The following is a 26,390-nucleotide window of genomic DNA, read 5'->3' as shown; positions in this document are numbered from 1 at the left end:
TGACCTAAATTGGTGCGTGTCCGGGAGGGCGTGATGAATCTGGAAAGCAAATGGCTCGAGGACTTTAGTGCTCTGGCCGCCACCCGCAGCTTCTCCCAGGCGGCTGAACGACGCTTTGTGACTCAGCCGGCATTCAGCCGGCGGATCCGCAGCCTCGAAGCCGCGCTGGGGCTGACTCTGGTCAATCGCTCTCGCACTCCGGTCGAGTTGACGGCGGCGGGGCAGCTGTTTCTCGTCACCGCGCGAACCGTGGTCGAACAGCTCGGTGAAGTGCTGCGCCACCTTCATCACCTGGAAGGCGGGCAGGGCGAGGTGATGCAGGTTGCAGCCGCGCACTCCCTGGCGCTGGGTTTCTTCCCGCGCTGGATCGCGCAATTGCGCAACGAAGGGCTGAATATTGCCACGCGACTGGTGGCGACCAACGTTGGTGATGCCGTGCATGCATTGCGCGAAGGCGGCTGTGATCTGATGCTGGCGTTTTACGACCCGGATGCGGCCATGCAGATGGACCCGGAGATTTTCCCGTCGCTGCATCTGGGGGATACCGAAATGCTCCCGGTCTGCGCCGCCGATGCCGATGGCAAACCGTTGTTCGACCTGGAGGGAGAAAGCAGCGTGCCGCTGTTGGCCTATAGCGCCGGAGCGTTTCTTGGACGCTCGGTAAACATGCTGTTGCGCCAGCGCGCCCTGCGATTCACCACCATTTATGAAACCGCCATGGCCGATAGCCTGAAAAGCATGGCGCTGGAAGGTCTGGGCATCGCCTGGGTGCCGCAGTTGAGCGTGCGCGCCGAACTGGCTCGCGGTGAGTTGGTGGTCTGCGGCGGCCCGCAATGGCATGTGCCGCTGGAGATTCGTCTTTATCGCTGCGCGCTGGTGCGAAAGGCCAATGTGCGGTTGCTTTGGCGCAAGCTTGAGGGCGGCGCAGCCCAAGGCACCCCCGGTTCTTGAATACGGCGAAGAACTCTGTGGGAGCGGGCTTGCCCGCGATTGCGGAGTGTCAGGCAACATCAATGTTTGCTATGCCGACCTCATCGCGGGCAAGCCAGCTCCCACAAGGATGTGTGGTGGATTTGATTGACCTTGAAGTCAATAAAACCGCCACTTTGCGCCGTATGACAGATGGTCGTATCGGGGGCTGTTTATCTGCTTCATTGAGGTATACTGCGCGGCCTTCGGCCGGTTCGTCCGGCCATTTTTCGTACAATCAAGCCACGCATTCTGCGTGGCTTGTTGTTTTTTGACGCGCCTGCGGGCGCCCAGAGAGAAGAGGCACGACGATGAGCGCACTGGTTGGCGTGATCATGGGCTCCAAGTCCGATTGGTCCACCCTTAGCCACACCGCCGATATGCTGGAAAAGCTCGGCATCCCTTATGAGGTGAAAGTGGTCTCTGCCCACCGCACCCCGGACCTGCTGTTCCAGTACGCCGAAGATGCTGAGGCCCGTGGCATCGAGGTGATCATCGCCGGTGCCGGTGGCGCGGCTCACCTGCCAGGCATGTGTGCGGCCAAGACCCACCTGCCAGTGCTGGGTGTGCCGGTGCAGTCGTCGATGCTCTCGGGCGTCGATTCGCTGCTGTCTATCGTGCAGATGCCAGCAGGCATTCCGGTCGCCACGCTGGCCATCGGCAAAGCCGGCGCGATCAACGCAGCGCTGCTCTCGGCGAGCATCCTGGGCGCCAAGCATCCGCAATTTCATACCGTGTTGAAGAAATTCCGCGCTGAGCAGACAGACAGCGTCCTGGACAATCCAGACCCACGCATCGCCTGAGGTTGTTGACGATGAAAATCGGTGTAATCGGTGGCGGCCAGTTGGGTCGCATGTTGGCGCTGGCGGGCACTCCGCTGGGCATGAACTTCGCTTTCCTGGACCCGGCGCCGGATGCTTGCGCAGCCGCATTGGGCGAACATCTGCGGGCCGATTACGGCGATCAGGATCACCTGCGTCAGTTGGCCGATGAAGTTGATCTGGTGACCTTCGAGTTCGAAAGCGTCCCGGCCGAAACCGTGGCATTCCTGTCGCAATTCGTCCCGGTGTATCCGAGCGCCGAAGCGCTGCGCATCGCTCGTGATCGCTGGTTCGAGAAGAGCCTGTTCAAGGATCTGGGGATTCCGACTCCCGCGTTCGCTGACATTCAGTCGCAAGCCGACCTGGACGCTGCGGTGGCTTCCATCGGCCTGCCGGCCGTGCTGAAAACCCGCACCCTGGGTTACGACGGCAAGGGCCAGAAGGTCCTGCGCAAGCCTGAAGACGTGGTCGGCACCTTCGCCGAGCTGGGCAGCGTCGCCTGCCTGCTGGAAGGTTTCGTGCCGTTCACTGGCGAAGTCTCGCTGATTGCCGTGCGTGCTCGCGATGGCGAAACCAAGTTCTATCCACTGGTTCACAACACCCACGACAGCGGCATTCTCAAGCTGTCCGTGGCCAGCACCGATCACCCGCTGCAAGCGTTGGCTGAAGATTACTCCAGCCGAGTACTGAAGCAGCTGGAGTACGTCGGCGTGATGGCGTTCGAGTTCTTTGAAGTCGACGGCGGCCTCAAGGCCAACGAAATCGCCCCGCGCGTGCACAACTCCGGGCACTGGACCACCGAAGGCGCCGAGTGCAGCCAGTTCGAAAACCATCTGCGTGCCGTCGCCGGTTTACCGCTGGGTTCGACGGCCAAGGTCGGCGAGAGCGCGATGCTCAACTTCATCGGTGTCGTGCCGCCGATAGAAAAAGTGATCGCGATCGACGACTGCCATTTGCATCACTACGGCAAGGCTTTCAAGGTCGGCCGCAAGGTCGGGCACGCCAATCTGCGCTGTGCAGACCGTGAGACGTTGGCTGCGCAGATCCTCAAGGTCGAAGCGCTGATTGCCGAATAGTTTCATGTGGCGGCGGCGGAACCTTCAGTGTCCGCCGTTCTCTGATGGCAGGATGCCAAAGTCTGTCTAGGCTTTCGGCATATCCAAATCAATCAGAGGGAAATGCCATGGGAATTATCGGAACCATCTTTATCGGCTTGATCGTCGGCCTGCTGGCTCGGTTTCTGAAACCGGGCGATGACAGCATGGGGTGGATCATGACCATCCTGCTCGGTATCGGCGGTTCGCTGGCGGCTACTTACGGCGGCCAGGCCCTGGGCATCTACCGCGCTGGCGAAGGCGCAGGTTTCATCGGTGCGCTGGTGGGCGCGGTGGTATTGCTGGTGATCTACGGCCTGATCAAAAAAAGGACCTGATTGAAGTGACAAAGCCCTCTCTGCGCCATCGCCGGAGAGGGCTAGAATGCTCGGCGTTGCATCGTCACATTGTCCTTTCCTTTGTCGAGCACTTTCATGCGCCGTCTTCTGTTGACTCTTCTCTTCCTGGGCAGTGGTTTGGCCCATGCCGGCGAACTGCCGGAAACCGACTGGCTCGAACTGATGCCCAAGTCGGACCAGAAAGCCCTCGAGGCCATGCCCGAAATCGATCACAACTCCCCGGAAGCCAACGGCACCTTTACTCAAAAGGGTGGCATGAAGCAGAGCAAGGGCTTGCCGGCGGTGATGTACTCGACCAAAACCGTGCCATCGATGAATGACAAGCACATCCGCATCGGCGGTTATCCGGTACCGCTGGAGTCCGATGCCAAGGGCCATAGCACGCTGTTCTTCCTCGTGCCGTACCCGGGCGCTTGCATCCACGTGCCGCCACCACCGCCTAACCAATTGGTGCTGGTGCGTTATCCCAAAGGCCTGAAACTGAATGACATCTACACGCCGCTGTGGGTGACTGGCACGCTGAAGATCGAGAAGGTCAACAACGACCTGGCGGACGCGGCGTATGCATTGGATGCGGCGCAGGTGCGGGTGGTTAAAGAGTCGGATTTGTAAAGCGCCAGTCAGCCTGGGCACAGATCAAAATGTGGGAGCAACTGTCTTGCTCGCGAAGGCAGCGTATCAGTCGACATTAATGTTGCCTGACACTCCGCTTTCGCGAGCAAGCCCGCCACAGGGTATTGTGTTGGTTATTCGCGCTTGAGCATCACCGGCAACTGCGCCACCAGTTTCTGGTTGTTCAACGGTGCACGAATGAACCCGCGCTGAGTCCCATCCGGGCCGATCACCGCGAGGTTGCCGCTGTGGTCGACGGTGTAATTAGGCTTGCTGGTGTCCGCCGGAATAAACGGAATGCTCACCGCATTGGCCAGTTTCTGAAGGTCTTCGACCGAGGACGCAGTCAGCCCGATGAACTGCGGATCGAAGTAGCCCAGGTACTGCTTGAGTTGCTTGGGCGTGTCGCGGTTCGGGTCGACGCTGACTAAAACGACCTGCAACTTGTCCACAGCATCCGCCGGCAGTTCGCTCTTGATCTGCCGTAGCTGGGCGAGGGTGGTCGGGCAGATGTCCGGGCAGAAGGTGTAGCCGAAGAACAACACACTCCACTTGCCTTTCAGCTCGTTGACCGCCACTGGTTTACCGTCCTGATCGGTCATCTTCACGTCCGGCAGGTTACGGCTTTGGGGCAACAGGATGATCCCCGCATCGATCAGTGCCGTCGGGTCGCCCTGGTTTTTTCCGGTCAGTACTTTATTGATGGTCAGGCCCAGGATCAGCGCGATCAAGGCGACGAGAATGAAGACGGTTTTCTGGGTTCGAGTCATAGGTTCAACAGTAAGTAGTGGTCTACGAGCAGCGCGATAAACAGCAGGAACAAGTAGTAAATAGAGTACTTGAACGTGTTGATCGCCGCGTGCGGCCGAGTGCCACGGTACAGCACCACGGCCCATTGCAGAAACCTCGCGCCCAAGGCGAGGGCACAAATCAGGTAGAGCACGCCGCTCATGTGGATTACGAAGGGCATCAGGCTGACGGCCAGTAGCGCAAAGGTATAAAGCAGGATATGGACTTTGGTGTAGTGCTCGCCATGGGTCACCGGCAGCATCGGAATGTCAGCCTTGGCGTATTCCTCTTTGCGATGAATCGCCAGTGCCCAGAAGTGCGGCGGTGTCCAGGCGAAGATGATCAGCACCAGCAGCAACGGTTCGGCACTGACATGACCGGTGGCGGCGGTCCAGCCGAGCAGCGGCGGGGCAGCACCGGCGAGGCCGCCGATAACGATGTTCTGCGGCGTCGCACGTTTCAGGAAACCGGTGTAGACCACGGCATAACCGAGCAAAGACGCGAGGGTCAGCCACGCCGTCAACGGGTTGGTGAAGGTCAGCAGCAACGCCTGGCCGAGCAGCGCCAGCACCAGGGCGAAGGTCAGCGCAGCGGCCGGAGATACCCGACCTTCGGCCAAGGGCCGCTTGTGGGTCCGGGCCATGACCGCGTCGATGCGTCGGTCCACCACATGGTTGACCGCAGCCGCACCGCCGGCACACAAGGCAATCCCCAGATTGCCGAACACCAGCACCGTCCACGGCACCCCGGCGCGGGTCGCGAGGAACATGCCGACCAGCGAGGTGATGAGCATCAGCACCACCACTTTCGGCTTGGTCAGCTCCAGGTAATCCCGCCAGATTGCCTGACTGTGACGTTCGCCGATCAGGGTCGCCATGGCATTTCTCCTTTTATTGTTATGGGCCCGGCCGAGTGTTTGCGCAGGCTGAGACGCCAGCGCACTGGGGGCTGATGCTTGACCCGAACCAGACTGGTTCGCGCGTGATAATTGACCAGCACCATCGTCAGCAACAGCGCTGCACCGCCGGCGTTGTGGGCGACGGCCACCGGCAGCGGTAAGTGGAACACCACATTGCTGATGCCCAGGGTGATTTGTGCGGCAAGGACGATCAGCACCATGGCGGCCAGGCGCGTCATGCCGACGACCTTCAGTTGCCAGGCCAGACCGAGCAGAACGAGGGTGACCAGTAACGCGCCGATGCGATGAGTCAGGTGAATCGCGGTGCGGGCATCGCTGTCCAGTTGCCCGCCCAGGTAATTGGGGCCGATGTGTTGGGTCAGGTGAAAGCCGTTGGCGAAATCAGTCGGTGGCAGCCATTGTCCGTGGCAGGTCGGAAAGTCGATGCAGGCCACCGCTGCGTAATTGGAACTGACCCAGCCACCAAGGGCAATTTGCAGGATCACCAGCAACAACCCGGCGGTCGCCCAGTGCTGCAAACGTCGAGGCACCGTCAGCGCTGGCAACACGCCGGACAGGCGCAAGGTCAGCAGAAACAATAGGCTCAAGGTCGCAAAGCCGCCGAGCAAATGCCCGGTGACCACTTGCGGCCAGAGCTTGAGCGTCACCGTCCACATGCCGAACGCCGCTTGGGCGAACACCACCGCCAGCACAAACAACGGTAATTTCACGGGCTGCCCCGGGTGATGACGATGGGTCCAGGCGCGGCCCGCCAGAACCACGATCAGCAGCCCCAGGGTGCCGGCGAAGTAGCGATGAAGCATCTCGTTCCAGCCTTTGTTGGCTTCTACCGGCGCGTCGGGAAAGTGCAGTTCGGCATGGGCCAGTTGGGCTTCGCTGTTCGGCACGCTGATAAAGCTGTAGCAGCCTGGCCAATCCGGACAGCCGAGACCCGCATGGGTCAGGCGCGTGTAGGCGCCGAGCAACACCACAATCAGTGCCAGCAAGGTGGCAAACAGCGCGAGGCGAAATCCAGGTTTGGCCATGACGATGCCCTTATCCGATGTTCGACAGTTTCAGCAAATGGCGCAGGTCGTTGAGCAGGTCCTTGCCCTTCACCGTCGGGTCGTAGCGCAGCACCAGGTTGCCGTGAGGGTCGATGATCCACAGGTGCGGGGTGTCATTGCTCTGAGCGCCTTTGATGTAGGTCGGCGGGTCCAGTGAATAACGTTGCAGCTGCGGGTACTCTCGTTGAAGTTTAGTCTCGTAATCGCTGTTCAGCGGCTGCGCGATGGCCAGCGCATGGCTGGCGCGGGAGGCATCGCGACCAAGGCCGATCTGGATCTGGCGCGCCAGATAAACCAGCTGCTGGCAGTCCACCGAACAGTCCTTGGGCGCCGTCACCAGCAACTGCCAGCGGTCTTCTTGCGCCGGTACGCCGATGTCGGCGCGGGTCTGGCCGTTGCCGATCAGTTCGCCGTGATAACTACGGCCTTCCGGTACCCAGAACTGCAATTTGTACATGCCGGTGGCGAGGATCATCGGACCGATCACTCCCAACAGGATCAGCAACAACTGCAAGCGCCCGCGCCGCCGATTTACCGGCGTTTTCGCCTCAGACATGTCGGGTGGATTCATGGCCGTTCCCATTATTTTTCTCCTTTGCGTTGTGCCAGCCGAGATAGAGGTAAAGGCCGAGCAGGGCTATCGACAGGGCGAACCACTGCACGGCATAAGCCACGTGTTTTTCCGGCCCCATGGCCACTACCGGCCAATCGGCCTGGTAGGTCGCGGGACCGCTTTGCGCGCGTAATTCGTAGGCGAAACCGTCACGGTCAAGCGCCGCCCAGAGCCTGGCCGGTTCAATGGCGGTGACCAGTTGTGGCCAGGTCGTGGCGTCTGGGTCGGCGTGCAACTGGAACGTTGCGCCGGGGGAGACATAGACCCAGGCGTCGAGGCTCAATGCCTGAGTCGGTGTGGTGAATGACGGCGGTGTACGCCGATCCGGCCACGGCAACCAGCCGCGATTGACCAGCAACCAGAGCCCGGTCGCCCGGTCCTGAAACGGTTGCAGCAGTTCGACCCCGACCTTGCCGTCGCGCTGACGGTTGTCCAGTAGCAGGCTGTGTTCGGCATCGAACTGGCCGTGCAGGCGAACCCGGCGGAAGGCCGGATCTTCGGTGTGTTGCAGTTCGGTACTGGCCATCGGTTCGGCCGCCCGGCGTTCGGCATAGCTTTGCAGCAGTGCGCTTTTCTCCGCGCCCCGGCTCAACTGCCAGAACCCGAGTGACACCAGCAAGGGTAGCAGCACCGCGACCACCAGAGTCGGCACGAGGCCCGGCCGGAAGCGTTTCATGGCGTCGCCAGAAAGTCGGTAATCGCGATAGCTATACTCAAATGCATCGCCTGTCCCCCGGAGTGTCACCATGCTCAAAGCAGCCATCGTCCTGATGCTGATTGCCACGGTTGTCAGCCTGTTCAGCGGCCTGTTTTTTCTGGTCAAGGACGACAGCCACTCGAATCGCCTGGTCATCGCCTTGAGTGTTCGTGTTGCGCTGGCCGCCACCACTGTCGGCTTGATCGCCTGGGGTTTTTTCAGCGGCCAGTTGGTGTCTCACGTGCCTTGGTAGTCATGCGAACCAAGGCTCAGAGCACGTAGACGAAAACGAACAGACCGATCCACACCACGTCCACGAAGTGCCAGTACCAGCTCGCCGCCTCGAAGCCGAATTGATGGTCGGCATCGAAGTGCCCGCGCATGACCCGCATCAGCATCACGAACAGAATGATGGTGCCCATGGTCACGTGGGCGCCGTGGAAACCGGTGAGCATGAAGAACGTTGCACCGTAGATGCCGGAGCCCAGAGTCAGGCCCAGCTCGTTGTAGGCGTGCAGGTATTCTTCGGCCTGGAAACCGAGGAACGCGCAACCGAGCAACACGGTCAGTGCCAGCCAGATTTTCAGTGCGCCGCGATGGCCTTTTTTCAAGGCGTGGTGAGCAATGGTCACGGTGACACTGGAACTCACCAGCAACACGGTATTGAGCAGCGGCAGGCCCCAGGGGCTGATGACTTCCTTGGGGGGAGGAAAGAGTTTCGGGTCCGGGTTGTTCAGCAGCGGCCAGGTGAATTCAAACGTTGGCCACAGCATGTGAGCGAGGCCTTTGGTGCCTTCACCGCCCAGTGCCGGGCCGGCAATGTTGCGCACATAAAACAGCGCGCCGAAAAAGGCGATGAAGAACATCACCTCGGAGAAAATGAACCAGCTCATGCCCCAGCGGAACGAGCGGTCCATCTGTGCGCTGTACAACCCTTGGCGACTTTCCTTGATCACCGTACCGAACCAGCCGAACAGCATGTAGGCCAGCAGCAGGCTGCCGACGAAAAAGATCAGCGGGCCATGAGATTCCGGCCGCGCAGCCTTCAGGTCATTGAACCAGGTGCCCAGGCCGAACACCGTGACGAACATGCCGACCGTGGCGATAATCGGCCATTTGCTCTGGGCTGGAACGTAATAATGTTCGTGAGTTGCCATTTATTGTTCTCCTTATCGGGCACGCTTTAACGCCTAGCCGCCGGTGCTTGCTGCAACAGCCACGGGCGGATGACGTGCGGTGATATCGAACAGCGTGTAGGACAGCGTCAGGTGCTTCACATCCTTGGGCATGTCGCGGTCAACAATGAACCGTACCGGCATCTCGATTCGTTGACCGGGCTGCAGCACTTGCTGGGTAAAGCAGAAGCATTCGGTCTTGTGGAAGTACGCCGCGGCTGCGCTGGGCGCGATACTCGGAACCGCCTGGGCGCTCATCGGGCGATCGGTCGGGTTGTGGGCGATAAAAATCATCTCGTTCACCGCCCCCGGGTGAGCGGTCAGCTCATCACTCTTGGGATAGAAATCCCAGGTCATGTTGGCCGCGTTGGTCGACAGAAACTGCACGCGAACCTGCCGCGAAGCGTCGACCGTTTGCTCGCCTTCATACTGCCCGGAGGTTTTGCCGTTGATGCCGAACGCCTGGCACATCACGTCGTAGATCGGCACCAGGGCAAAGCCGAAAACAAACATCGCCACCACCACCAGCAACAGGCGGGTGACCAGTTTCTTCATCGAAATCGAATCAGCCATGATTTCTAACCTTTACGCATGACCCGGTAGGAGCAGGCCTTTGTGGCGAGGGAGCTTGCTCCCGCTGGGTCGCGAAGCGGCCCCAAAAGTTTTGCGTCTGCTTCGCAGCCGAGCGGGAGCAAGCTCCCTCGCCACAAAAGCTCGCCCCCACAGAGGCAAGGCTGTTCATTTCACTTCCGGCGGCGTGGTGAAGGTGTGATACGGCGCTGGCGACGGAATGCTCCATTCCAGGCCTTCGGCGCCATCCCACGGCTTGGCCGGTGCCGGCTCGCCGCCACGAATGGTCTTGATCACGATGAACAGGAAGAAGATCTGCGTGGCACCAAACATGAACGCGCCAATCGACGACACCATGTTGAAGTCGGCGAATTGCAGGTTGTAGTCCGGAATCCGCCGCGGCATGCCCGCCAGGCCCACGAAGTGCATCGGGAAGAACGCCAGGTTCATGCCGATGAATGACAGCCAGAAATGCAGCTTGCCGAGGGTTTCGTCGTACATGTGGCCGGTCCATTTCGGCAGCCAGTAGTAGGCCGAGGCGAAGATCCCGAAAATCGCCCCCGGCACCAGCACGTAGTGGAAGTGCGCGACCACGAAGTAGGTGTCCTGGTACTGGAAGTCCGCCGGGGCGATGGCCAGCATCAACCCGGAGAACCCGCCGATGGAGAACAGGATGACGAATGCCACGGCGAACAGCATCGGCGTCTCGAAGGTCAGCGAGCCTTGCCACATGGTGCTGGCCCAGTTGAACACCTTGACTCCGGTGGGCACCGCGATCAGCAGCGTGGCGTACATGAAGAACAACTCGCCCACCAGCGGAATGCCGACCACGAACATGTGGTGCGCCCAGACGATGAACGACAGGAACGCAATACTCGCCGTGGCGTAGACCATCGAGGTGTAGCCGAACAATGGCTTGCGCGAAAAGGCCGGAATGATCGAGCTGACGGCACCGAACGCCGGCAGGATCATGATGTACACCTCGGGGTGACCGAAGAACCAGAACACATGCTGGAACAACACCGGGTCTCCGCCACCGGCGGCACTGAAGAAACTGGTGCCGAAGTGGATGTCCATCAGCATCATGGTCACGCAACCGGCCAGCACTGGCATCACCGCGATCAGCAGGAACGCGGTGATCAGCCAGGTCCAGACGAACAGTGGCATTTTCATCAACGTCATGCCGGGGGCGCGCAGGTTGAGGATGGTCGCGATCACGTTGATCGCCCCCATGATCGAACTGATCCCCATCAAGTGGATGGCGAAGATGAAGAACGTCACGCTTTCCGGCGCGTAGGTCGTCGACAGCGGTGCATAGAAGGTCCAGCCGAAGTTCGGCCCGCCACCGGGGGTGAACAGGGTCGATACCAGCAGGATGAACGCCGCTGGCAGCAGCCAGAAGCTGAAGTTGTTCATCCGCGGCAAGGCCATGTCCGGCGCGCCGATCATCAACGGGATCATCCAGTTGGCGAGGCCGACGAAGGCCGGCATCACTGCACCGAACACCATCACCAGGCCGTGCATGGTGGTCATCTGGTTGAAGAATTCCGGCTGGACGATTTGCAGTCCCGGCTGGAACAGCTCGGCACGAATCACCATGGCGAACGAGCCGCCCAACAGGAACATGGAGAACGCAAACCACAGGTACAGCGTGCCGATATCCTTGTGGTTGGTGGTCAGCACCCAACGCATCAGGCCTTTGGCGGGGCCGTGGGCGTGGGCGGTGCCGGTATGAACATGGTCATCGACGACAGCAGTCATGTCCTGTCTCCTGCAAACGGATGGGCTGGGCGGGCCGGGGCGTCATGCCCCGAGCGGTTCCTTACGTGCGCAATTAACCAGGTCATTTGCTTTCCGCCTGTTTCAGCTCCAGCACTTCTTTAGGGGTGACCATGTCGCCTTTGTTGTTGCCCCAGGCGTTACGTTCGTAGGTCACGACCGCTGCGATATCGACTTCCGAGAGCTGCTTGCCGAACGCCGCCATGGAGGTGCCGGGCTTGCCGTGGAAGACGATGTTCAGGTGATCCTTGATCGGCCCGGTGGCGATTTTCGAGCCCTTGAGTGCCGGGAACATCGGCGGCAGGCCCTGGCCTTCGGCCTGGTGACAGGCCACGCAGGTGGTGTGATAGACCTTGTCGCCGCGCTCCTTGAGCTCGTCGAGGGTCCATTCCTTGCTGGTCAGCTCTTTGAGCTGCGCGGCTTCCGCCTTGCGCTCGCCCAGCCAGGCTTCGTAGTCGGCCTTTTCCTTGACCTCGACCACAATCGGCATGAAGCCGTGGTCCTTGCCGCACAACTCGGCGCACTGGCCACGGTAGATACCGGGCTTTTCGACACGGGTCCAGGACTCATTGACGAAGCCCGGAATCGCATCGCGCTTGACCGCGAAGGCCGGCACCCACCAGGAGTGGATGACGTCGGCGGAGGTCACCAGAAAGCGCACCTTGGCACCGATCGGCAGCACCAACGGCTTGTCGACCTCCAAGAGGTAATGCTCGCCCTTGGTTTCCTTGTTGTGGATCTGATCGGCGGGGGTGGTCAGGTTGCTGAAAAATTCGACGTCCTGACCCAGGTATTTGTAATGCCACTTCCACTGATAGCCGGTGACCTGGATATCGATATCCGGCTCAGTGTTGTCGTACATCTGGATCAGGGTGGCGGTTGCAGGGACCGCCATGGCCACCAGAATAAGCAGGGGCACGATGGTCCAGAGAATTTCGACAGTGGTGCTTTCATGAAATTTTGCGGCCACCTGCCCGGTAGAGCGGCGGTGGACCATCATCGACCAGAACATGGCGCCGAAGACGATGATGCCGATCACTACACAGATCCAGAAAATGGTCATGTGCAGATCGAATACTGCGTGACTGATTTCAGTCGCTCCAGGCGCCATATTCACAGTCCAGGCCGCTTGCGCCTGACTGAAAATCGACCACAACAGGAGGCCCATCCAGACTTGTGGATGTCGCATCATTGCGGGTTCCCCTTATAGTTCTTTTTATCCCGCCGGCTTTCACCTGCGGCAAGGGAGCGGCTTTTTCAGACTACGAACTTGAATCGCCGAGCCTTGCTGCATATGCAGTCGGGCGTCATCAGCTAACTCCATTCAGAACCGAGTATAGACAGCGACTGCCACCACGCAACGCGATGGCGTAAATCAACCGAAACAGGTTGGACTTGCGTTCCAGGTCACGAATGGAGAAGGATGCAGACGAGTGGTGGCAAATCGATATAACGTAGGCGTCTCAAGGATGAAATAATTATGACAAATGCGTCTTAGCCTTTTTCGTAAGCCAGCTAAGTTATGTCTTCCCTATTTCATTGCCTTTGTTTCCTGGAGTTTTCATGAACACCGCCGCATTGCGCGAGCAGATCCAAAAAGCCCAACAACATGAGGCCCAGACCGGCCTGTTGACTCGTCAGCTGGAAACCCAACTGCCGCACCTTCACTCCGCCATCCAATTGCCGGATGTCGATGCCAATGGCGTGATGACGCGTTTTGTGGCCGCGTATATAGAACAAGTGCCGGACCTGCTGGATGCAGCCAATGAAGTCGCCAGGGAAGCGGGCATCGAATCACAGATCAAGCCGGTGTTGAAAATCGCCGAGCAGTTCTTCCTCCAGCCGCCGGCGATCATGGCCGGTCATGTTGGTCTGGACGGCCTGCTGGACGAAGCTTATCTGGCGCATCGATTGGTCGAAGAGGTCAACGACCTGTACATCAAGCATTTTGGCCAGCCACTGATCCCCTTGGACATGACTGTTGCCAACCTGATTGCCCACCAATTGATTGGCGAGGAATTTGCCAACCAACTGGATGAGGCGGTGCATCACGCTGTGGACGAGATGCTTAACGATGAAAGTTTCGCGCTGGAGTCCGTAGAGGCCTACCGCGAGAAACTCAACAGCCCGGACACCGGCGCCGCGTGGAAGCGCTGGCCGTGCCTGTCGCGCCAATTGGGCGTGGAGTTGGAGCTGGATCAACCAGCCGCGTAAATCCAAGCAACCCCTGTAGGGCGAGGCTTGCCCGCGAAGGCTGCCTGACATTCAACATTGATGTCGACTGACACGCCGCCTTCGCGGGCAAGCCTCGCTCCTACAAGTGGTTTAAGCGGCTGAGCCTACTCCAGTCGTGGTACGCAACCGTCCTTCAAGCCTGCGCTTCAACCCCCGTGCTTCGATTAACAGCTTCGAGCCCTTCGCCGCATTGGCCCGGCCCCATTCCTCCAGCAACTCCAGACACGAGTGATCGATGTAGCTCAGGTTATTGAGCGGTACATGCACCGTTGCACCTGCCGGAATACTCCCCAGTACTTTGGTCAGCGCCGGTACCTTGAGGAAAGTCGCCGCTCCCACCAGTCGCAGCTCCATTTCACCGTCCGCCGGAAGATCGATCAGGCTGATTTTCAGGCGCGAAGCCTTCCAGGCCAGTTTGGCCAGTGTCAGGCCAAAGCCGATCAGCACGCCGGTCAGCAGGTCGGTGAAGATGATTGCCAGTGCGGTCGCCGCATAGGTGAACATCGGCATCCGGCCATAACGGCCCAGACCGCGAAAGGCCTTGAGGTCTACCAGTTTGAAACCGGTGTAAACCAGAACCCCTGCCAGACTCGCCACCGGAATGCTTTGCAGCACGCTCGACAGCAGCAGCACGAAAGCCAGCAACCACAGACCATGAAACACCGTTGACAGTCGGGTGGTGGCGCCGGCCTGGACGTTGGCCGAACTGCGCACGATGACCCCGGTCATCGGCAGCGCACCGAGCAGACCACACAGCATGTTACCCACACCTTGCGCCGATAATTCGCGGTCGAAGTCCGAGCGCTGGCCGCTGTGCATGCGGTCCACTGCGGCGGCCGAGAGCAGGGTTTCGGCGCTGGCGATAAAGGCCACGGCGAAAGCGGCGATCAGCAGAGTCGGGTCTGCCAGGTTGAGCAGGTCCGCCGGGCGCAGCCAATCGATGGCTTCCGCCAGGTTGGCCGGGACTTCCACTCGTTTGACCTGCAATGCGAGCACCAGGCTGGCGACCGTTGCCAAGCCGACCCCAAGCAATGCTCCAGGAACGAAACGCAGGGAATGCGGGCGCAGTTTTTCCCACAGCCACATCACGGCAATGGTCGACAGCCCAAGCAAACCTGCTTGCCAGCCAAACGACGGCAAAGCCTGAATCACGGCAGCGGGGAAGGCTGCCAGATTATCCAGCCCAGACGGCTTGGGCACGGCATCAAGCATCACATGCACCTGTGACAGCACGATCAGCACCCCAATCCCGGCGAGCATGCCGTACACCACCGCTGGCGCGGTGACCCGAAACCAGCAACCCAGTTTCAGGCGCCCGGCCACCAATTGCAGAAAACCCGCCAGCAGCAGGATCGGCCCGAGCATGGCGATACCATGCTGGCGCACCAGTTCGAACACCAATACCGCCAGACCCGCTGCCGGGCCGCTGACTTGCAGCGGCGATCCGGCAAGCCAGCCGACCACCAGACCACCGATGATGCCGGTGATCAGACCTTTGGCCGGTGGCAGCCCCGAGGCGATGGCGATGCCCATGCACAAGGGCAGGGCGACAAGAAACACAACCACCGAAGCCAGCAGCTCCCGTGGCAGAACAGCTTTTAATTGAGTAGCACGCATGGTGACTCTCCCGAAGTTTTCTTCAGGCATGGCAAAGCCAGGCTGCTGGATCAGCAGCCACGACTAAACCATACGGAGGATTTAGAAGCGCGCTTTGGGCGTCGCCACCGGAATCGGATGGCTGCCATCGAGCGGCAGGAAACAACCCTGATCCGCGTCGTAAGCTTTGATTTCGCTGGTTTCGATGTTGTAGACCCAACCATGGATAAACAGCTGACCATTGGCCATGCGCGAGGCCACCGACGGGTGTGTGCGCAAGTGCTGCAACTGAGCGATTACATTCTCCTCGGTGAGGATATGCATGCTCTCGTTTTCGTTAGTGCAGTGACAGTTGTCTTGAACCATGGTTTTCGCCACTTCTGCATGACGCAGCCAGGCCTTTACCGTCGGCATCTTTTCCAGGCTCTGCGGGTTGAGCACTGCGCGCATGGCGCCACAGTCAGAGTGCCCGCAGATAATGATGTGCTGCACGCCGAGAGCCAGTACCGCGTATTCGATGGCCGTGGAAACACCGCCGTTCATTTGCCCATAGGGCGGCACGACGTTGCCGACGTTGCGGGTCACGAACAAGTCGCCGGGGGCGCTTTGGGTAATCAGTTCGGGAACGATGCGTGAGTCGGCACACGCGATGAACATCGCCCGAGGCCGCTGGGCCGTGGCGAGTTTTTTGAAGAGTTCTTCCTGCTGCGGAAAGATCTCGTGATGAAAATGCAAAAAGCCGTCAACGATATGCTGCAGCGCTGCATCGGCGGTTTCCGCCTCGGGTTGGGCTGGAGCCGACGCAGCCAACGGCTGTTTATCCTTGTCACTCATGATTCATCCTCTTTGGCGGAGTCAGGGAATTTTCCCGTTTTGTCCGGTGTGAAGCCAGTGGCTGTTTAAAAAACATCCAGGTCGAAGAGCCAGACCCGTCAGTCACTCGATGAACAAGGTAGCCGTTGAAACTTAACTCAAACTGAATAAAACGCTCTAGAACGAGTGTTCCAGGTCACAGAAAACGTGACCAGCCTAAACGCGACGTATCGTTTTCACTACTCAACCATAGGGCCAATTGTCTTTAAATCAACGACATTTGGCGCCCCGGCGGACAAAAGGCTTCGCAATCCAGATTGAAACCTTCCCGATTATTGAGCCCCAGACGCTTGATGGTTTTGGCGAAGCGTTGCGCCAACAGGTCGGCAAACGGCCCTTCACCGCGCATTCTGGCACCGAACCGGCTGTCGTAGAGCTCACCACCACGGCTTTGGCGGATCAGGCTCAACACATGAGCTGCACGCTGAGGATAGTGGACGGCCAGCCACTCTTCGAACAGCGGCGCCACTTCCAACGGCAGGCGCAACATCATGTAGGCCGCGCTGTGTGCACCGGCCGCGTGGGCCTCGGTCAGCAGGCTTTCGAGTTCGCTGTCGTTGATCATGGGAATCATCGGTGAGCACAAAACGCCCACTGGAATCCCGGCTTCGCGCATCACCCGGATCGCGCGCAGCCGCGCCTTGGGTGCCGCGGCGCGCGGTTCGAGGATGCGCTTGAGTTCATCATCCAGCGTGGTCAGGCTGATCATCACCGCCACCAGCCTTTGCTCGGCGAGTTCGGCCAGCAGGTCCAGATCGCGAAGAATCAGCGAGCCCTTGGTGATGATGGTCACCGGATGGCGGTAACGCAGCAGCACTTCGAGAGTCTTGCGGGTGATTCTGTGTTCACGTTCGATCGGCTGATAAGGGTCGGTGTTGGAGCCCAGGTTGATCGGCGCGCATTGATAGCCGCGCTTGGACAGTTGTTCTTCCAGCACATCGGCGGCGTTGGTCTTGGCGATCAGTTTGGTTTCGAAATCCAGCCCCGGTGACAGGTCCCAATAGGCGTGGCTGGGCCGTGCGTAGCAATAGATGCAGCCATGCTCGCAGCCGCGATAGGGGTTGATCGAACGATCGAAGGGCAGGTCCGGCGAGTTGTTGCGGGTGATGATGGTTTTTGCCGTCTCAATGCGCACCTCGGTGCCTTGGGTGATCGGCGCTTCCTGATACCAGCCGTCATCCTCGGCCACCGAACGGCTTGGCGCGAAACGGTTGTGCGGGTTGGTAGCGGTGCCGCGGCCGCGGGGGGGCAATGGCGTATTCATGGGGAGGCCCTGATTGCTGTATGGGCATACAGTACCCCTGTGGCATAAAGTCGGATAGTGCCATTCGGCGCCTTTCAATTTTCGGGAGAGGCCACCCTCATTAACAGGTTATATAAAACCTGATAGTAATTTGATTATGTCGGCAACTAAGAGATACATATCCAGTGTGGCTTTAACATCAAAGGTGTCGGTATTATTTCAGCCGCTGTACACATCATATAAATGGATATTCATTAAGGGATTAAACAATGTCGTCTTTTAATCAACGTGGTATTTTTCTACAAAAACTTGGTCCAACTCCGGTCGATCCGGATGAGGTGTTGGTCTCCATGCAGTTTGCTCTGAAAGACTCAGGCTGGGACGATGTAAATGCGGTGCCAAAAGAAACGCTACTCGACTCCACTATCATCGTTGCAGCTTCGTACGATGGCGGTAAATCCTTCGATATACGCAATTCCAAAGATATCGATGGGGATGGTGATGTTGACGCCGATGACAAGGCCAAGTTATTGGCACTCGCCAAGGCATACGTCAGTATCGTCAGTCCTTGATACCTGGTACGGATAACTTTGCGCTGTTATTCATATAAGCCAATAAGTAAGCCCTGTGTGAATAAAATCTACACAGGGCTTTTTATTTTAATCTTGATTTGTTGTTTTGGATGCTTGTTTGTGCAGGGTGGCTGGTTATCGGGATAGTTCGATTCACGATTCTTTGACGGGCGTCTCACAGACCTTTGACCGCTCTGGGTCGAAGCTGGGTGCTATCCATCCACCCCTTCAATCACGGTCGCCTGAGCATGCCCCTACTGCGCTTTTTACCTGCGACGCTCTTTTTATCGTTGGCCACACTTTTCAACCTGACGCTGGCCTGCGCTGACGATACTTCTTTACCCCGTCCCGCAGACTGGGCTCAGCCGGTGGAGGTTCAGTACAACCTCTATCAGATGTCCCCGACCCTCTATCGCAGTTCATTGCCGGACAGCGGAGTAGTGCCGTTACTGGAAAGACTCAACGTCGCGACCGTCATCAATTTCCTGCCTGACCCGGACTCAACCTGGTTGCCCGCGACCGGAATCACCCAGATACAACTGCCCTACCGCACCAATCATGTGGATGACAGTGATGTGCTCAAAGTCCTTCGCACAATTCAGACCGCCGAGGCCAAAGGTCCTGTGCTTATGCACTGCAAACACGGTTCTGATCGCACCGGCCTGATGGCTGCGATGTACCGAGTGGTCGTGCAGGGTTGGAGCAAGGAGGAGGCCTTGAATGAAATGACCCAAGGCGGCTTTGGTGACAGCACGCATTTCAAGGACGGTGTGCGTTACATGATGCAGGCCGATGTCGACAAACTTCGTATGGCGCTGGCCAATGGTGATTGCAGCACGAGCCCATTCGCCAGTTGCTCGATGAAGAATTGGCTCAAGTCGGCCCACATTGAATAACCGTTACCTCAGCTACCTATGGCTGCCGGGAAAAGATCCTCGGCAAGCGGCCGCTCCAGAAACGTTTCTAGAGATGACAATAGAGAGCGCGAATCCCCAGGTGAAAAAACAGCTTCACGAAAAGCTTTACCTGTTCGAACGTTGAAAATCCAATCCCGCTCAAAACGTTTGAAGGCTTCGGTAGCGAGCGTATCTGACCAGGTGTAGGCGTAAACCGACGCACCGTAACCGGTCACCATATAATCGAAACTGTTTGCGAGTCGGCTGTAGGAGGACAGTTTCAGATGAGGGATTTCCTGCTGTACGTCTTCGAATACTTGTCGAACGCTACGACCATCACCTTGGGAGCGGTGCAATTGGAAATCAAACAAGCCAGCCATCAGCAAACGGGCTGTCTGCCAGCTGCTATGGGTTTGAATCGATATCAGTGCCTTATCGATTTGGTCTGCGGTCAAGCCTTCCCCCGTCTGATAGTGGGCCGCCAGCCACAGTAGAAACGTTCGTGAAAAGCACCAGCGTTCGAACAATTGTCCGGCAAACTCCGACGTGTCGCGACCCAGCTGGGAGATGCCTGAGAGGGTGTAATGCGGTGAACGAGTCAGAATATGGTGCAGGCAGTGACCAAATTCATGGAAAAGCACCCGCAGATCCAGATGAGTCAGCAAACAAGGCTGATCAGCCAAAACTTCAGTGAAGTTGGTATGAATAACGGCAATTGGCAGGGTCAATCGACCTTCGGCGTCCATTCGCCGGTTGCGTGGTGTTGCGGTCCACGGAAAGTCAGGGGCCTCCTTGCGATGGAACGGGTCAAGGTAAATGTACCCGATCACTTGCTCATGCTCGCTGACTTCAAACAGACGAACGTTGTCATGCCAGCGACTGAACGCTGTCTGCTCAACGATCCGGACCCCGAACATGCGCTCGCTGAACAGGCAGATTCGGCGCAGGATTCCATCCAGCGGGAAATAATCGCGCAGGCTTTCCAGGGGAGTATCGAGGGATTGCTGGCGCAGCTTTTCGGCGAGAAACTCATGATCCCAAGGCTGTACCTCAGCGATGCCCTGGCCCACCGCGAAAGCCTTGAGCGCTTGCGCATCCTCTTCGAAACTCGGTGTTTTCAGCGCCACTTGTCGACGCAGGAAATCGCTGACCTGTTCGGTTGATTCCGCCATCCGGTTCGCCAGGCTCAGTTGGGCAAAGTTCTCATACCCTAGCAGCAGGGCTTTGCGATGACGCTGAGCCAATAACAATTCCAATACCGGACCATTATCGAATTGCCCGGCGTGCGGGCCCTGATCGGAGGATCGAGTGCTGAAGGCAACGAAGTACTCTTCACGCAGGGGGCGATCTTCGGCATAGGCCATGACTTGGTTGTAGGTGTCCTGATCCAGGGTTATCAGCCAGCCCTCATGCCCTGCCTGCCGTGCATTGAGTGCCAGACGATCTTTGGTCGCCAGAGGTAGCCCCCTGAGTTGGGCGACGTCGTTGATGCGCTTGCTCCAGGCTGCGCTGGCATCTTCCAGGTGCGTTAAAAACAGGCGTTCGAGCGCGGCGATGTCACGATTCAGGCGAGTAAGTTGCTGCTGTTGATCAAGGGGCAGATCGATTCCCGAGTAACGGAACCTGCGCAGAATCTTTTTCAGCACCGCTTTGCGAGACTCATCGTAGTTCGCGGCGGCCGGACTTTGCGCAAGACGCTGATAAGCCTGGAACAGCGCCTGATTGCTCAACCTTTCGGTTTTGTACTGCGCGACTGCATCGTGACATGTACCGCTGGCGATTTCCCAGGCGTCGCCATCGTGTTTCACAATGGAGAGGGTTTCGATGATGCCCATGGCTTCGTCCAGGCGTGCATCGGTTTCATCGACCGCCAGCATCAGGTCGTCCCAGGTCGGAAGTGCCGATTGACTGGCAATGATGTCGGAAATGGCCTGACGGTTGTCGCTGATGATTTTTTCGATGGCCGGCACCAGATGCTCGGCGCGAACGGCCGAATAGGGCGGCAGGTCCCAGCGCTGCAGGAGTGGATTGATATCGGGCATGGCGTCTTCCTTGTATGGAGGCTGAATGTGGTCAGCCTAAAAAGGAAGCGCAGGACAAAGGTGGTAGATAGATACCACCTTCCACTCCATTGGAAGTGGAAGGTGGTGTTCAGTCAGTGCTGTTCGTCAGGCTTTTTCTTCAACTTCGGGTTCGGGAAAAACTGCACAGCCTGAACCTTGGCGTCCGGCACCTTGAGTGCCGAGGTATTGACCCGCGTGCCCAATTCCTTGGGCACCGACAGACCTTGTTCATTCAGCGTGTCGGAATAACCGCAGGCCACGCACTCGCGATGCGGAACTGAGTCTTCGCTCCACATCATCAACTTATCCGGCTCGCTGCAAGCCGGACAGACCGCCCCGGCGATAAAGCGTTTCTTGGTAATCACAGGTCCCTCACTCATGCTGCCGCATCCTCACTCAGGCCGCTATGGCGCAAGAGTGCGTCAATCGATGGCGCACGGCCACGGAAGTCGACGAACAGCACCATTGGCTCTTGGGAGCCGCCTCGCGCCAGGATTGCTTCACGGAATGCACGACCGGTCTCGGCATTGAGCACACCCTCTTCTTCGAATTTCGAGAAGGCATCGGCCGACAATACTTCAGCCCACTTATAGCTGTAGTAACCCGCCGCATAACCGCCGGCAAAGATGTGAGCGAAGCTGTTGGGGAAACGGTTGTAGGCCGGCGGACGCATGACCGAGACCTCGTCGCGCACGCCTTCGAGCACTTGCAGCACGCTACGACCGTCACCGTGGGTGGCATGCAATTCGAAGTCGAACAGCGAGAACTCCAGCTGGCGGACCATCATCAGGCCGGACTGGAAGTTCTTCGCCGCGAGCATTTTCTCCAGCAGATCCTGAGGTAGCGGTTCGCCGGTTTCGTAGTGACCGGAAATCAGTGCCAGACCTTCCGGCTCCCAGCACCAGTTTTCCATGAACTGGCTTGGCAGCTCGACCGCATCCCAAGCCACGCCATTGATGCCGGACACGCCGGCATGCTCGACGCGGGTCAGCAGGTGATGCAGGCCATGACCGAATTCGTGGAACAGGGTGGTCACTTCGTCGTGGGTCAGCAGGGCCGGCTTACCACTGTCGGCCGGGGTGAAGTTGCACACCAGATTCGCCACCGGACTTTGCAGCACGCCACTGATCGTACGGCGATGATCGCGGGCGCCGTCCATCCAGGCACCGCCGCGCTTGTTGGCGCGGGCATACAGGTCGAAGTAGAAGCGACCGACGTGCTGGCCGTTTTCCTTGATTTCGAACAGGCGGACGTCCGGATGCCAGGTATCGAAGCCTTTCAGCTCGGCGATCTCGATGCCGTACAGGCGCTGGACGATGCTGAACAGGCCACCCAAAACCTTGTCGATCGGGAAGTAAGCGCGAAGGGTTTCCTGGGCGACGCTATAACGCTGTTCGCGAAGTTTTTCACCGTAGAAACCGCTGTCCCAGCTTTGCAGGTCCGGGCAACCCTGTTCGGCGGCGTAGGCCTTGAGTTGCTCCAGATCCCGGACGGCGAACGGCTTGCTGCGCTTGGCCAGATCGCGCAGGAAGCTGAGTACCTGATCGCTGGACTCGGCCATTTTGGTCGCCAGGCTCAGCTCTGAGAAGCTGGTGAAGCCCAACAGTTTTGCCAGTTCCTGACGCAGGTCGAGGATTTCTTCCATGACCGGGCCGTTATCGTTCTGACCGGCATTCGGGCCCTGATCCGACGCACGGGTGCAATAGGCGGCGTAGACTTCTTCGCGCAGGGCGCGGTCTTGGGCATAGGTCATTACCGCGTAGTAACTCGGGAACTCCAGGGTGATCAGCCAGCCGTCCAGGTCTTTGGCTTGCGCGGCGGCGGCCATCTGCGCCTTGGCCGAATCGGTCAGGCCGGCGAGGGCCGCTTCGTCAGTGATGTGCTTGGTCCAGGCCTGGGTGGCGTCGAGCAACTGGTTGGAGAAGCGGCTGCCCAGCTCCGACAGTTTGCTCTGCACGTCGGCATAACGTTTTTGTTCGGCTTCAGGCAGGTCGATACCCGACAGACGGAAGTCACGCAGGGCGTGTTCCAGGATGGTTTTCTGCGCCACATCGAAACCGGCGGCCTCAGGGCTGTTGGTCAGCGCTTCATAGGCCTGAAACAGTTCACGGTTCTGGCCCAGTTCGGTGGCGTAGGCGCTCAAGGCTGGCAGGCAAGCCTCGTAGGCTTCGCGCAACTCGGCGCTGTTGCACACGGCATTGAGGTGGCTGACCGGGCTCCAGGCGGCGCCCAGACGATCGTTGAGTTCGTCCATCGCCAGCACCAAGCCGGCCCAGGTCGGTTGTTTGGCCTGGGTCTTGAGGATTTCGACAATGGCGGCGCGGTTGTCAGCCAGGATCTTTTCAATGGCCGGTTGCACGTGTTCGGCACGGATCGCCGAGAACGGCGGCAGGTCGTAGGACTGCAGAAGAGGGTTGTTCACGCTCACGGTTGGCACCTTGGCTGGAAAACATGCGGGAAGAAACATGCGCCCATCTTAATTACAATCGACGCTCACCGCAGCTATCGGCAACAGAGAGAAACCCTATCGTGACCCTTCGCAAGTATCAGAATTACACGCCGCTGCTGGGCAAAGGCGCTTTTGTCGACGGCTCGGCAGTGGTGATCGGCGACGTCGAAATCGGCGAAGACAGCTCCGTCTGGCCGCTGACGGTGATCCGCGGCGACATGCATCGCATCCGGATCGGTGCGCGCACCAGCGTGCAGGACGGCTGCGTGTTGCACATCACCCATGCAGGGCCATTCAACCCCGATGGCTTTCCGTTACTGATCGGCGACGATGTGACCATCGCGCATAAAGTCATGCTTCATGGTTGCGCCGTGGGCAACCGGATTCTGATCGGCATGGGCAGCATCGTCATGGACGGTGCGGTGGTCGAGGACGATGTGATCATCGGTGCTGGCAGCCTGGTGCCACCGGGCAAGCGCCTGGAAAGCGGTTTCCTTTATGTCGGGAGCCCGGTGAAACAGATCCGGCCGCTGACGGACAAGGAAAAAGCCTTTTTCACCTACAGCGCGGCGAATTACGTGAAGCTCAAGGATCTGCATCTGGCCGAAGGCTACGACCAGCTCTAAGCCTTCTTTGAATACGGTAAGCGTCTCGCTATTGCCCAGGAATTTTCATGCATTACCAAACCGTACTGTTCGACCTTGATGGCACGCTGACTGACCCGCGCGAAGGCATCACCCGTTCCATCCAGTTCGCCCTGAGTAAACTGGGGATCGATGAACCGGACCTGACCAGGCTCGAGCACTTCATCGGCCCGCCGTTGTTGCAGGCTTTCATGCAGTTCTATGACTTCGACGAGCCCAAGGCCTGGGAAGCGGTGAACTTCTATCGCGAGCGCTTCAAGGTCACCGGTCTGTATGAAAACCGCGTGTTCGACGGCGTCATGCCGCTGCTGGAAACCCTTGGTGGGCAAGGGCGACAGCTGTACATCGCGACTTCCAAGCCGTGGGTTTTCGCCCGGGAAATCGCCCGTCACTTTGACTTCGCCAAGCATTTCAAAGTGATTTACGGCAGCGAGCTGGATGGCACGCGGACCAACAAGGTCGAGCTGATTGCGCACTTGATGAGCGAAGAAGGCCTGGACCCGGCCAATACCCTGATGATTGGCGACCGTAAACACGATCTGATCGGCGCTCGCAGCAATGGACTGGACGCCGCGGCGGTGGGTTATGGGTTTGGCAGCCGGGAAGAGTTGAGCGCCGAAGCTCCGGCGTATCATTTCGAGACGCTGGATGAGTTGCATCAGGCATTTTTGCAGCGCTGATCAAAACCCTTCGCGGGCAAGCCCGCTCCCACAGGGATTTGTGTCTGGCCAAAGGACATTGGCTTACACCGACCTAATGTGGGAGCGAGCTTGCCCGCGAAGAGGCCCGTTCAGCCACCGGGGCTCTTTGATCCCGCCAACACCTTCAACGCCGCCTTACGCTCCCCAACCGGCAATGCGCCCAGCCTCTCCACCGCCGCATAAAACCTTACCCAATCCCCATCGACCTGTTTGAACAACGCTGCAAATGCCGGCACCCACTGGTCATACAAACCAAACGGCAACAGTCGAGCATTGTTCATCGGGGTGTTGATCCAGGCATCGTAGCGTTTGTTCCCAGCCCATTGGCTGTCGCGCAACGTCCGGTATTCACGGCGCAATTGTTCGAACTCCGCCGCTTTCCGCTCGCGCATTTGCTCGGCAGCCAGCGGCAGGGCGTAAAGCTGTTCCAGTCTCTTGCGGGTGTCCAGAACCAATTGGATGAACTGGTCGCGTTGCTGCACCAACGCTCCGTTATCCGGTGGCATGCCGCGGAATGTGCGCCATTGGCGAGTGCCTTCCTGCTCGACGAAGGTGGCAAAGGATTCGTTGAACTCAGTGTCGTCTTTCACATAAAAACGTTGATGGGCGAGTTCGTGGAAAATCAGCGTAGCCAACCGTTCGTCGCCCCAACCCATCATCGAGCTCATGATCGGATCGTTGAACCAACCGAGCGTCGAATAGGCCTCGACGCCGCCAATCGATACGTCCATACCTTGCAATCGTTGCAACGCAGCCTCACCGCGGGCAGCGCTCTGGCTGTAATACCCGCGATAGGCGACGCAGCCAGCGATGGGGAAGCAATGGTTCTGCGGCTTCAGCGAAAACTCCGGGGTGGCAAAGACGTTCCAGACTACAAATGGCCGGCCGATGTCGGCGTACAGGCGGTAGCTCTGGTTGTCCGGCAGGTGCAGGCGTTGGCTGGCGAATGTACGGGCCTTTTGTGATTGGGCCAGATGCGCGCGCAATTGCTGATCGCGGCCGGGATCGGCAATCACACTGGAAACCGGCTCCCGTGCCCGCAGCAAGTGCAGCTGACCACTGGCCAATTGGCCGTAATAGCTGATGCTGGTGCAGCCGTTAAATAACAAAAGAAACATCCCCGGAAACAAAATGCGTAAAACGCGATCAAGTAACCCAAGGCTTGGACGCGGCCTGATCAAAATGAATCATCCCTGGAAAGTCTGCCCGCAAGACTATCCCGCCTATTGGAGCTCCGCTATGCGCAAGTTGATGCTGACGGGAGGCCTGCTGATGCTGGCCGGTTGTGCTGGACTGCCCACCCCTGATCCTTCACAGGCATGGATCGATCTGGATACACGGCAGGAAGACACCGCGCTGCAAGCGGTGGAAGTCGATGACAAGGCTTCCATTGACAAGCGCTACTTCGAAGTGCAGCCCGGCAGCCATGAGCTGACGGTTCGCTACTTGTTCGCAGTCCAGCCGACCAACATTGGCCCCAACGCCGAGCCGCTGTGGCGCGACTGCCAGTTGAATGTGAAATTCAAGGACTTCAACGCCGGTCAGCGGTATCAGCTGCAAGCAGGGAATATCGGCTTTCGGCCGTGGGCGAAGCTCTACGATCAACAGCGAAAAGTGATAGGCCAGGGCACACCGGCAGGCTGCCAACGTACCTGATCGACGCTATGCTGAATTA

The 26,390-nt window shown here is 58.7% G+C and carries 28 protein-coding genes; 12 read left to right on the top strand and 16 right to left on the bottom strand.

Translation table 11 applies throughout. The annotated features are described in order from the left end of the window. Window positions 1-33: 33 nt before the first annotated feature. From PSH65_RS31290 to PSH65_RS31270, 5 genes are all read left to right on the top strand, one after another. Window positions 34-951 (top strand): LysR substrate-binding domain-containing protein, encoded by a 918-nt coding sequence (locus tag PSH65_RS31290; protein WP_305424330.1) that lies wholly within the window; start codon window positions 34-36, stop codon window positions 949-951. A gap of 329 nt (window positions 952-1,280) precedes the next feature. Beyond that, entirely contained in the window at window positions 1,281-1,772 is a 492-nt protein-coding gene (purE, locus tag PSH65_RS31285; protein WP_305424329.1) for a 5-(carboxyamino)imidazole ribonucleotide mutase, read from the top strand. Between the two features lie 11 nt (window positions 1,773-1,783). Next, the gene (locus tag PSH65_RS31280) at window positions 1,784-2,866 is read left to right on the top strand and encodes a 5-(carboxyamino)imidazole ribonucleotide synthase (protein ID WP_305424328.1); all 1,083 of its coding nucleotides are present in this window, start codon (window positions 1,784-1,786) and stop codon (window positions 2,864-2,866) included. 107 nt (window positions 2,867-2,973) lie between these two features. Next, the gene (locus tag PSH65_RS31275; RefSeq protein WP_007896499.1) at window positions 2,974-3,222 is read left to right on the top strand and encodes a GlsB/YeaQ/YmgE family stress response membrane protein; all 249 of its coding nucleotides are present in this window, start codon (window positions 2,974-2,976) and stop codon (window positions 3,220-3,222) included. Between the two features lie 96 nt (window positions 3,223-3,318). After that, window positions 3,319-3,855, top strand: a complete 537-nt coding sequence (locus PSH65_RS31270) for a DUF3299 domain-containing protein (protein ID WP_038983567.1) — start codon at window positions 3,319-3,321, stop codon at window positions 3,853-3,855. A 134-nt stretch (window positions 3,856-3,989) separates the two neighbouring features. Here PSH65_RS31270 and PSH65_RS31265 read toward each other — a convergent pair whose 3' ends face one another. Genes PSH65_RS31265 through PSH65_RS31245 form a run of 5 tightly spaced genes read right to left on the bottom strand, consistent with a single transcriptional unit; the run spans window position 3,990 to window position 7,898 of the window. Next, window positions 3,990-4,625, bottom strand: a complete 636-nt coding sequence (locus tag PSH65_RS31265; RefSeq protein ID WP_305424327.1) for an SCO family protein — start codon at window positions 4,623-4,625, stop codon at window positions 3,990-3,992. After that, window positions 4,622-5,521, bottom strand: a complete 900-nt coding sequence (gene cyoE, locus PSH65_RS31260; RefSeq protein ID WP_305424326.1) for a heme o synthase — start codon at window positions 5,519-5,521, stop codon at window positions 4,622-4,624. Before cyoE ends, PSH65_RS31265 begins: the two co-directional genes overlap by 4 nt. Beyond that, entirely contained in the window at window positions 5,509-6,588 is a 1,080-nt protein-coding gene (locus tag PSH65_RS31255; protein WP_305424325.1) for a heme A synthase, read from the bottom strand. The genes cyoE and PSH65_RS31255 overlap by 13 nt, the downstream gene beginning before the upstream one ends. A gap of 10 nt (window positions 6,589-6,598) precedes the next feature. Next, window positions 6,599-7,192 (bottom strand): hypothetical protein, encoded by a 594-nt coding sequence (locus PSH65_RS31250; RefSeq protein WP_305424324.1) that lies wholly within the window; start codon window positions 7,190-7,192, stop codon window positions 6,599-6,601. After that, window positions 7,158-7,898 carry an SURF1 family protein gene (locus tag PSH65_RS31245; protein WP_305424323.1) on the bottom strand — a complete coding sequence of 247 codons (741 nt, stop codon included), beginning with the start codon at window positions 7,896-7,898 and terminating at the stop codon, window positions 7,158-7,160. The genes PSH65_RS31250 and PSH65_RS31245 overlap by 35 nt, the downstream gene beginning before the upstream one ends. 70 nt (window positions 7,899-7,968) lie before the next feature. Between PSH65_RS31245 and PSH65_RS31240 the strand changes: the two genes are divergently transcribed. Continuing rightward, a complete protein-coding gene (locus PSH65_RS31240) occupies window positions 7,969-8,172 on the top strand; it encodes a twin transmembrane helix small protein (protein ID WP_030129650.1) in 204 nt (67 codons plus the stop codon). Between the two features lie 16 nt (window positions 8,173-8,188). Here PSH65_RS31240 and PSH65_RS31235 read toward each other — a convergent pair whose 3' ends face one another. From PSH65_RS31235 to coxB, 4 genes are all read right to left on the bottom strand, one after another. Beyond that, window positions 8,189-9,076, bottom strand: coding sequence for a cytochrome c oxidase subunit 3 (locus PSH65_RS31235; protein WP_305424322.1), 888 nt, complete (start codon window positions 9,074-9,076; stop codon window positions 8,189-8,191). Between the two features lie 33 nt (window positions 9,077-9,109). Then, window positions 9,110-9,667, bottom strand: coding sequence for a cytochrome c oxidase assembly protein (locus PSH65_RS31230; RefSeq protein ID WP_305424321.1), 558 nt, complete (start codon window positions 9,665-9,667; stop codon window positions 9,110-9,112). A 165-nt stretch (window positions 9,668-9,832) separates the two neighbouring features. Further along, window positions 9,833-11,425: a cytochrome c oxidase subunit I gene (gene ctaD / locus PSH65_RS31225; RefSeq protein WP_074872329.1), complete on the bottom strand. Its 1,593-nt coding sequence runs from the start codon at window positions 11,423-11,425 to the stop codon at window positions 9,833-9,835. An 82-nt stretch (window positions 11,426-11,507) separates the two neighbouring features. Continuing rightward, window positions 11,508-12,635: a cytochrome c oxidase subunit II gene (coxB, locus tag PSH65_RS31220; protein ID WP_305424320.1), complete on the bottom strand. Its 1,128-nt coding sequence runs from the start codon at window positions 12,633-12,635 to the stop codon at window positions 11,508-11,510. A gap of 371 nt (window positions 12,636-13,006) precedes the next feature. On the opposite strand from coxB, the gene PSH65_RS31215 reads away from it, so the two are divergent. Continuing rightward, window positions 13,007-13,657 carry a hypothetical protein gene (locus PSH65_RS31215; RefSeq protein ID WP_305424319.1) on the top strand — a complete coding sequence of 217 codons (651 nt, stop codon included), beginning with the start codon at window positions 13,007-13,009 and terminating at the stop codon, window positions 13,655-13,657. Between the two features lie 111 nt (window positions 13,658-13,768). On the opposite strand, the gene PSH65_RS31210 is transcribed toward PSH65_RS31215, so the two are convergent. The 3 genes from PSH65_RS31210 to PSH65_RS31200 all read right to left on the bottom strand — a co-directional run bounded on the left by PSH65_RS31210 (window position 13,769) and on the right by PSH65_RS31200 (window position 17,411). Next, window positions 13,769-15,295 carry a SulP family inorganic anion transporter gene (locus PSH65_RS31210; RefSeq protein WP_305424318.1) on the bottom strand — a complete coding sequence of 509 codons (1,527 nt, stop codon included), beginning with the start codon at window positions 15,293-15,295 and terminating at the stop codon, window positions 13,769-13,771. A gap of 81 nt (window positions 15,296-15,376) precedes the next feature. After that, entirely contained in the window at window positions 15,377-16,108 is a 732-nt protein-coding gene (locus PSH65_RS31205; protein ID WP_305424317.1) for a carbonic anhydrase, read from the bottom strand. A gap of 244 nt (window positions 16,109-16,352) precedes the next feature. After that, window positions 16,353-17,411 carry a PA0069 family radical SAM protein gene (locus tag PSH65_RS31200; protein WP_305424316.1) on the bottom strand — a complete coding sequence of 353 codons (1,059 nt, stop codon included), beginning with the start codon at window positions 17,409-17,411 and terminating at the stop codon, window positions 16,353-16,355. Window positions 17,412-17,659: 248 nt separating this feature from the next. Between PSH65_RS31200 and PSH65_RS31195 the strand changes: the two genes are divergently transcribed. Both PSH65_RS31195 and PSH65_RS31190 read left to right on the top strand, forming a co-directional pair. Continuing rightward, window positions 17,660-17,962 carry a hypothetical protein gene (locus PSH65_RS31195; protein WP_305424315.1) on the top strand — a complete coding sequence of 101 codons (303 nt, stop codon included), beginning with the start codon at window positions 17,660-17,662 and terminating at the stop codon, window positions 17,960-17,962. Window positions 17,963-18,210: 248 nt separating this feature from the next. Then, the gene (locus tag PSH65_RS31190; RefSeq protein ID WP_305424314.1) at window positions 18,211-18,858 is read left to right on the top strand and encodes a tyrosine-protein phosphatase; all 648 of its coding nucleotides are present in this window, start codon (window positions 18,211-18,213) and stop codon (window positions 18,856-18,858) included. 8 nt (window positions 18,859-18,866) lie between these two features. On the opposite strand, the gene PSH65_RS31185 is transcribed toward PSH65_RS31190, so the two are convergent. From PSH65_RS31185 to prlC, 3 genes are all read right to left on the bottom strand, one after another. Continuing rightward, window positions 18,867-20,900 carry a M3 family metallopeptidase gene (locus tag PSH65_RS31185; RefSeq protein ID WP_305424313.1) on the bottom strand — a complete coding sequence of 678 codons (2,034 nt, stop codon included), beginning with the start codon at window positions 20,898-20,900 and terminating at the stop codon, window positions 18,867-18,869. Window positions 20,901-21,013: 113 nt separating this feature from the next. Then, on the bottom strand, window positions 21,014-21,301 hold the full coding sequence (locus tag PSH65_RS31180; RefSeq protein WP_305424312.1) for a YheV family putative zinc ribbon protein: 288 nt from the start codon (window positions 21,299-21,301) through the stop codon (window positions 21,014-21,016). Further along, entirely contained in the window at window positions 21,298-23,388 is a 2,091-nt protein-coding gene (prlC, locus tag PSH65_RS31175; RefSeq protein ID WP_305424311.1) for an oligopeptidase A, read from the bottom strand. The genes PSH65_RS31180 and prlC overlap by 4 nt, the downstream gene beginning before the upstream one ends. A 62-nt stretch (window positions 23,389-23,450) precedes the next feature. On the opposite strand from prlC, the gene PSH65_RS31170 reads away from it, so the two are divergent. Together PSH65_RS31170 and PSH65_RS31165 are read left to right on the top strand one after the other, a co-directional pair. After that, window positions 23,451-23,996, top strand: a complete 546-nt coding sequence (locus PSH65_RS31170) for a gamma carbonic anhydrase family protein (RefSeq protein WP_007940736.1) — start codon at window positions 23,451-23,453, stop codon at window positions 23,994-23,996. A gap of 47 nt (window positions 23,997-24,043) precedes the next feature. Beyond that, window positions 24,044-24,694, top strand: a complete 651-nt coding sequence (locus PSH65_RS31165) for an HAD family hydrolase (RefSeq protein ID WP_305424310.1) — start codon at window positions 24,044-24,046, stop codon at window positions 24,692-24,694. A 110-nt stretch (window positions 24,695-24,804) separates the two neighbouring features. Here the strand turns inward: PSH65_RS31165 and PSH65_RS31160 are convergent, their stop codons facing one another. After that, window positions 24,805-25,896, bottom strand: a complete 1,092-nt coding sequence (locus PSH65_RS31160) for an aminopeptidase (protein WP_305424309.1) — start codon at window positions 25,894-25,896, stop codon at window positions 24,805-24,807. Between the two features lie 58 nt (window positions 25,897-25,954). Here PSH65_RS31160 and PSH65_RS31155 point away from each other — a divergent pair, with 58 nt between their 5' ends. Beyond that, window positions 25,955-26,371 (top strand): hypothetical protein, encoded by a 417-nt coding sequence (locus tag PSH65_RS31155; protein ID WP_305424308.1) that lies wholly within the window; start codon window positions 25,955-25,957, stop codon window positions 26,369-26,371. Window positions 26,372-26,390: the final 19 nt, after the last annotated feature.

The sequence above is a fragment of the Pseudomonas sp. FP603 genome (genome assembly GCF_030687415.1).
GTDB classification, from domain to species: domain Bacteria; phylum Pseudomonadota; class Gammaproteobacteria; order Pseudomonadales; family Pseudomonadaceae; genus Aquipseudomonas; species Aquipseudomonas wuhanensis.
The sequence above is the reverse complement of the archived record's forward strand: the minus strand, read 5'-3'. Positions and strand labels throughout refer to the sequence as shown.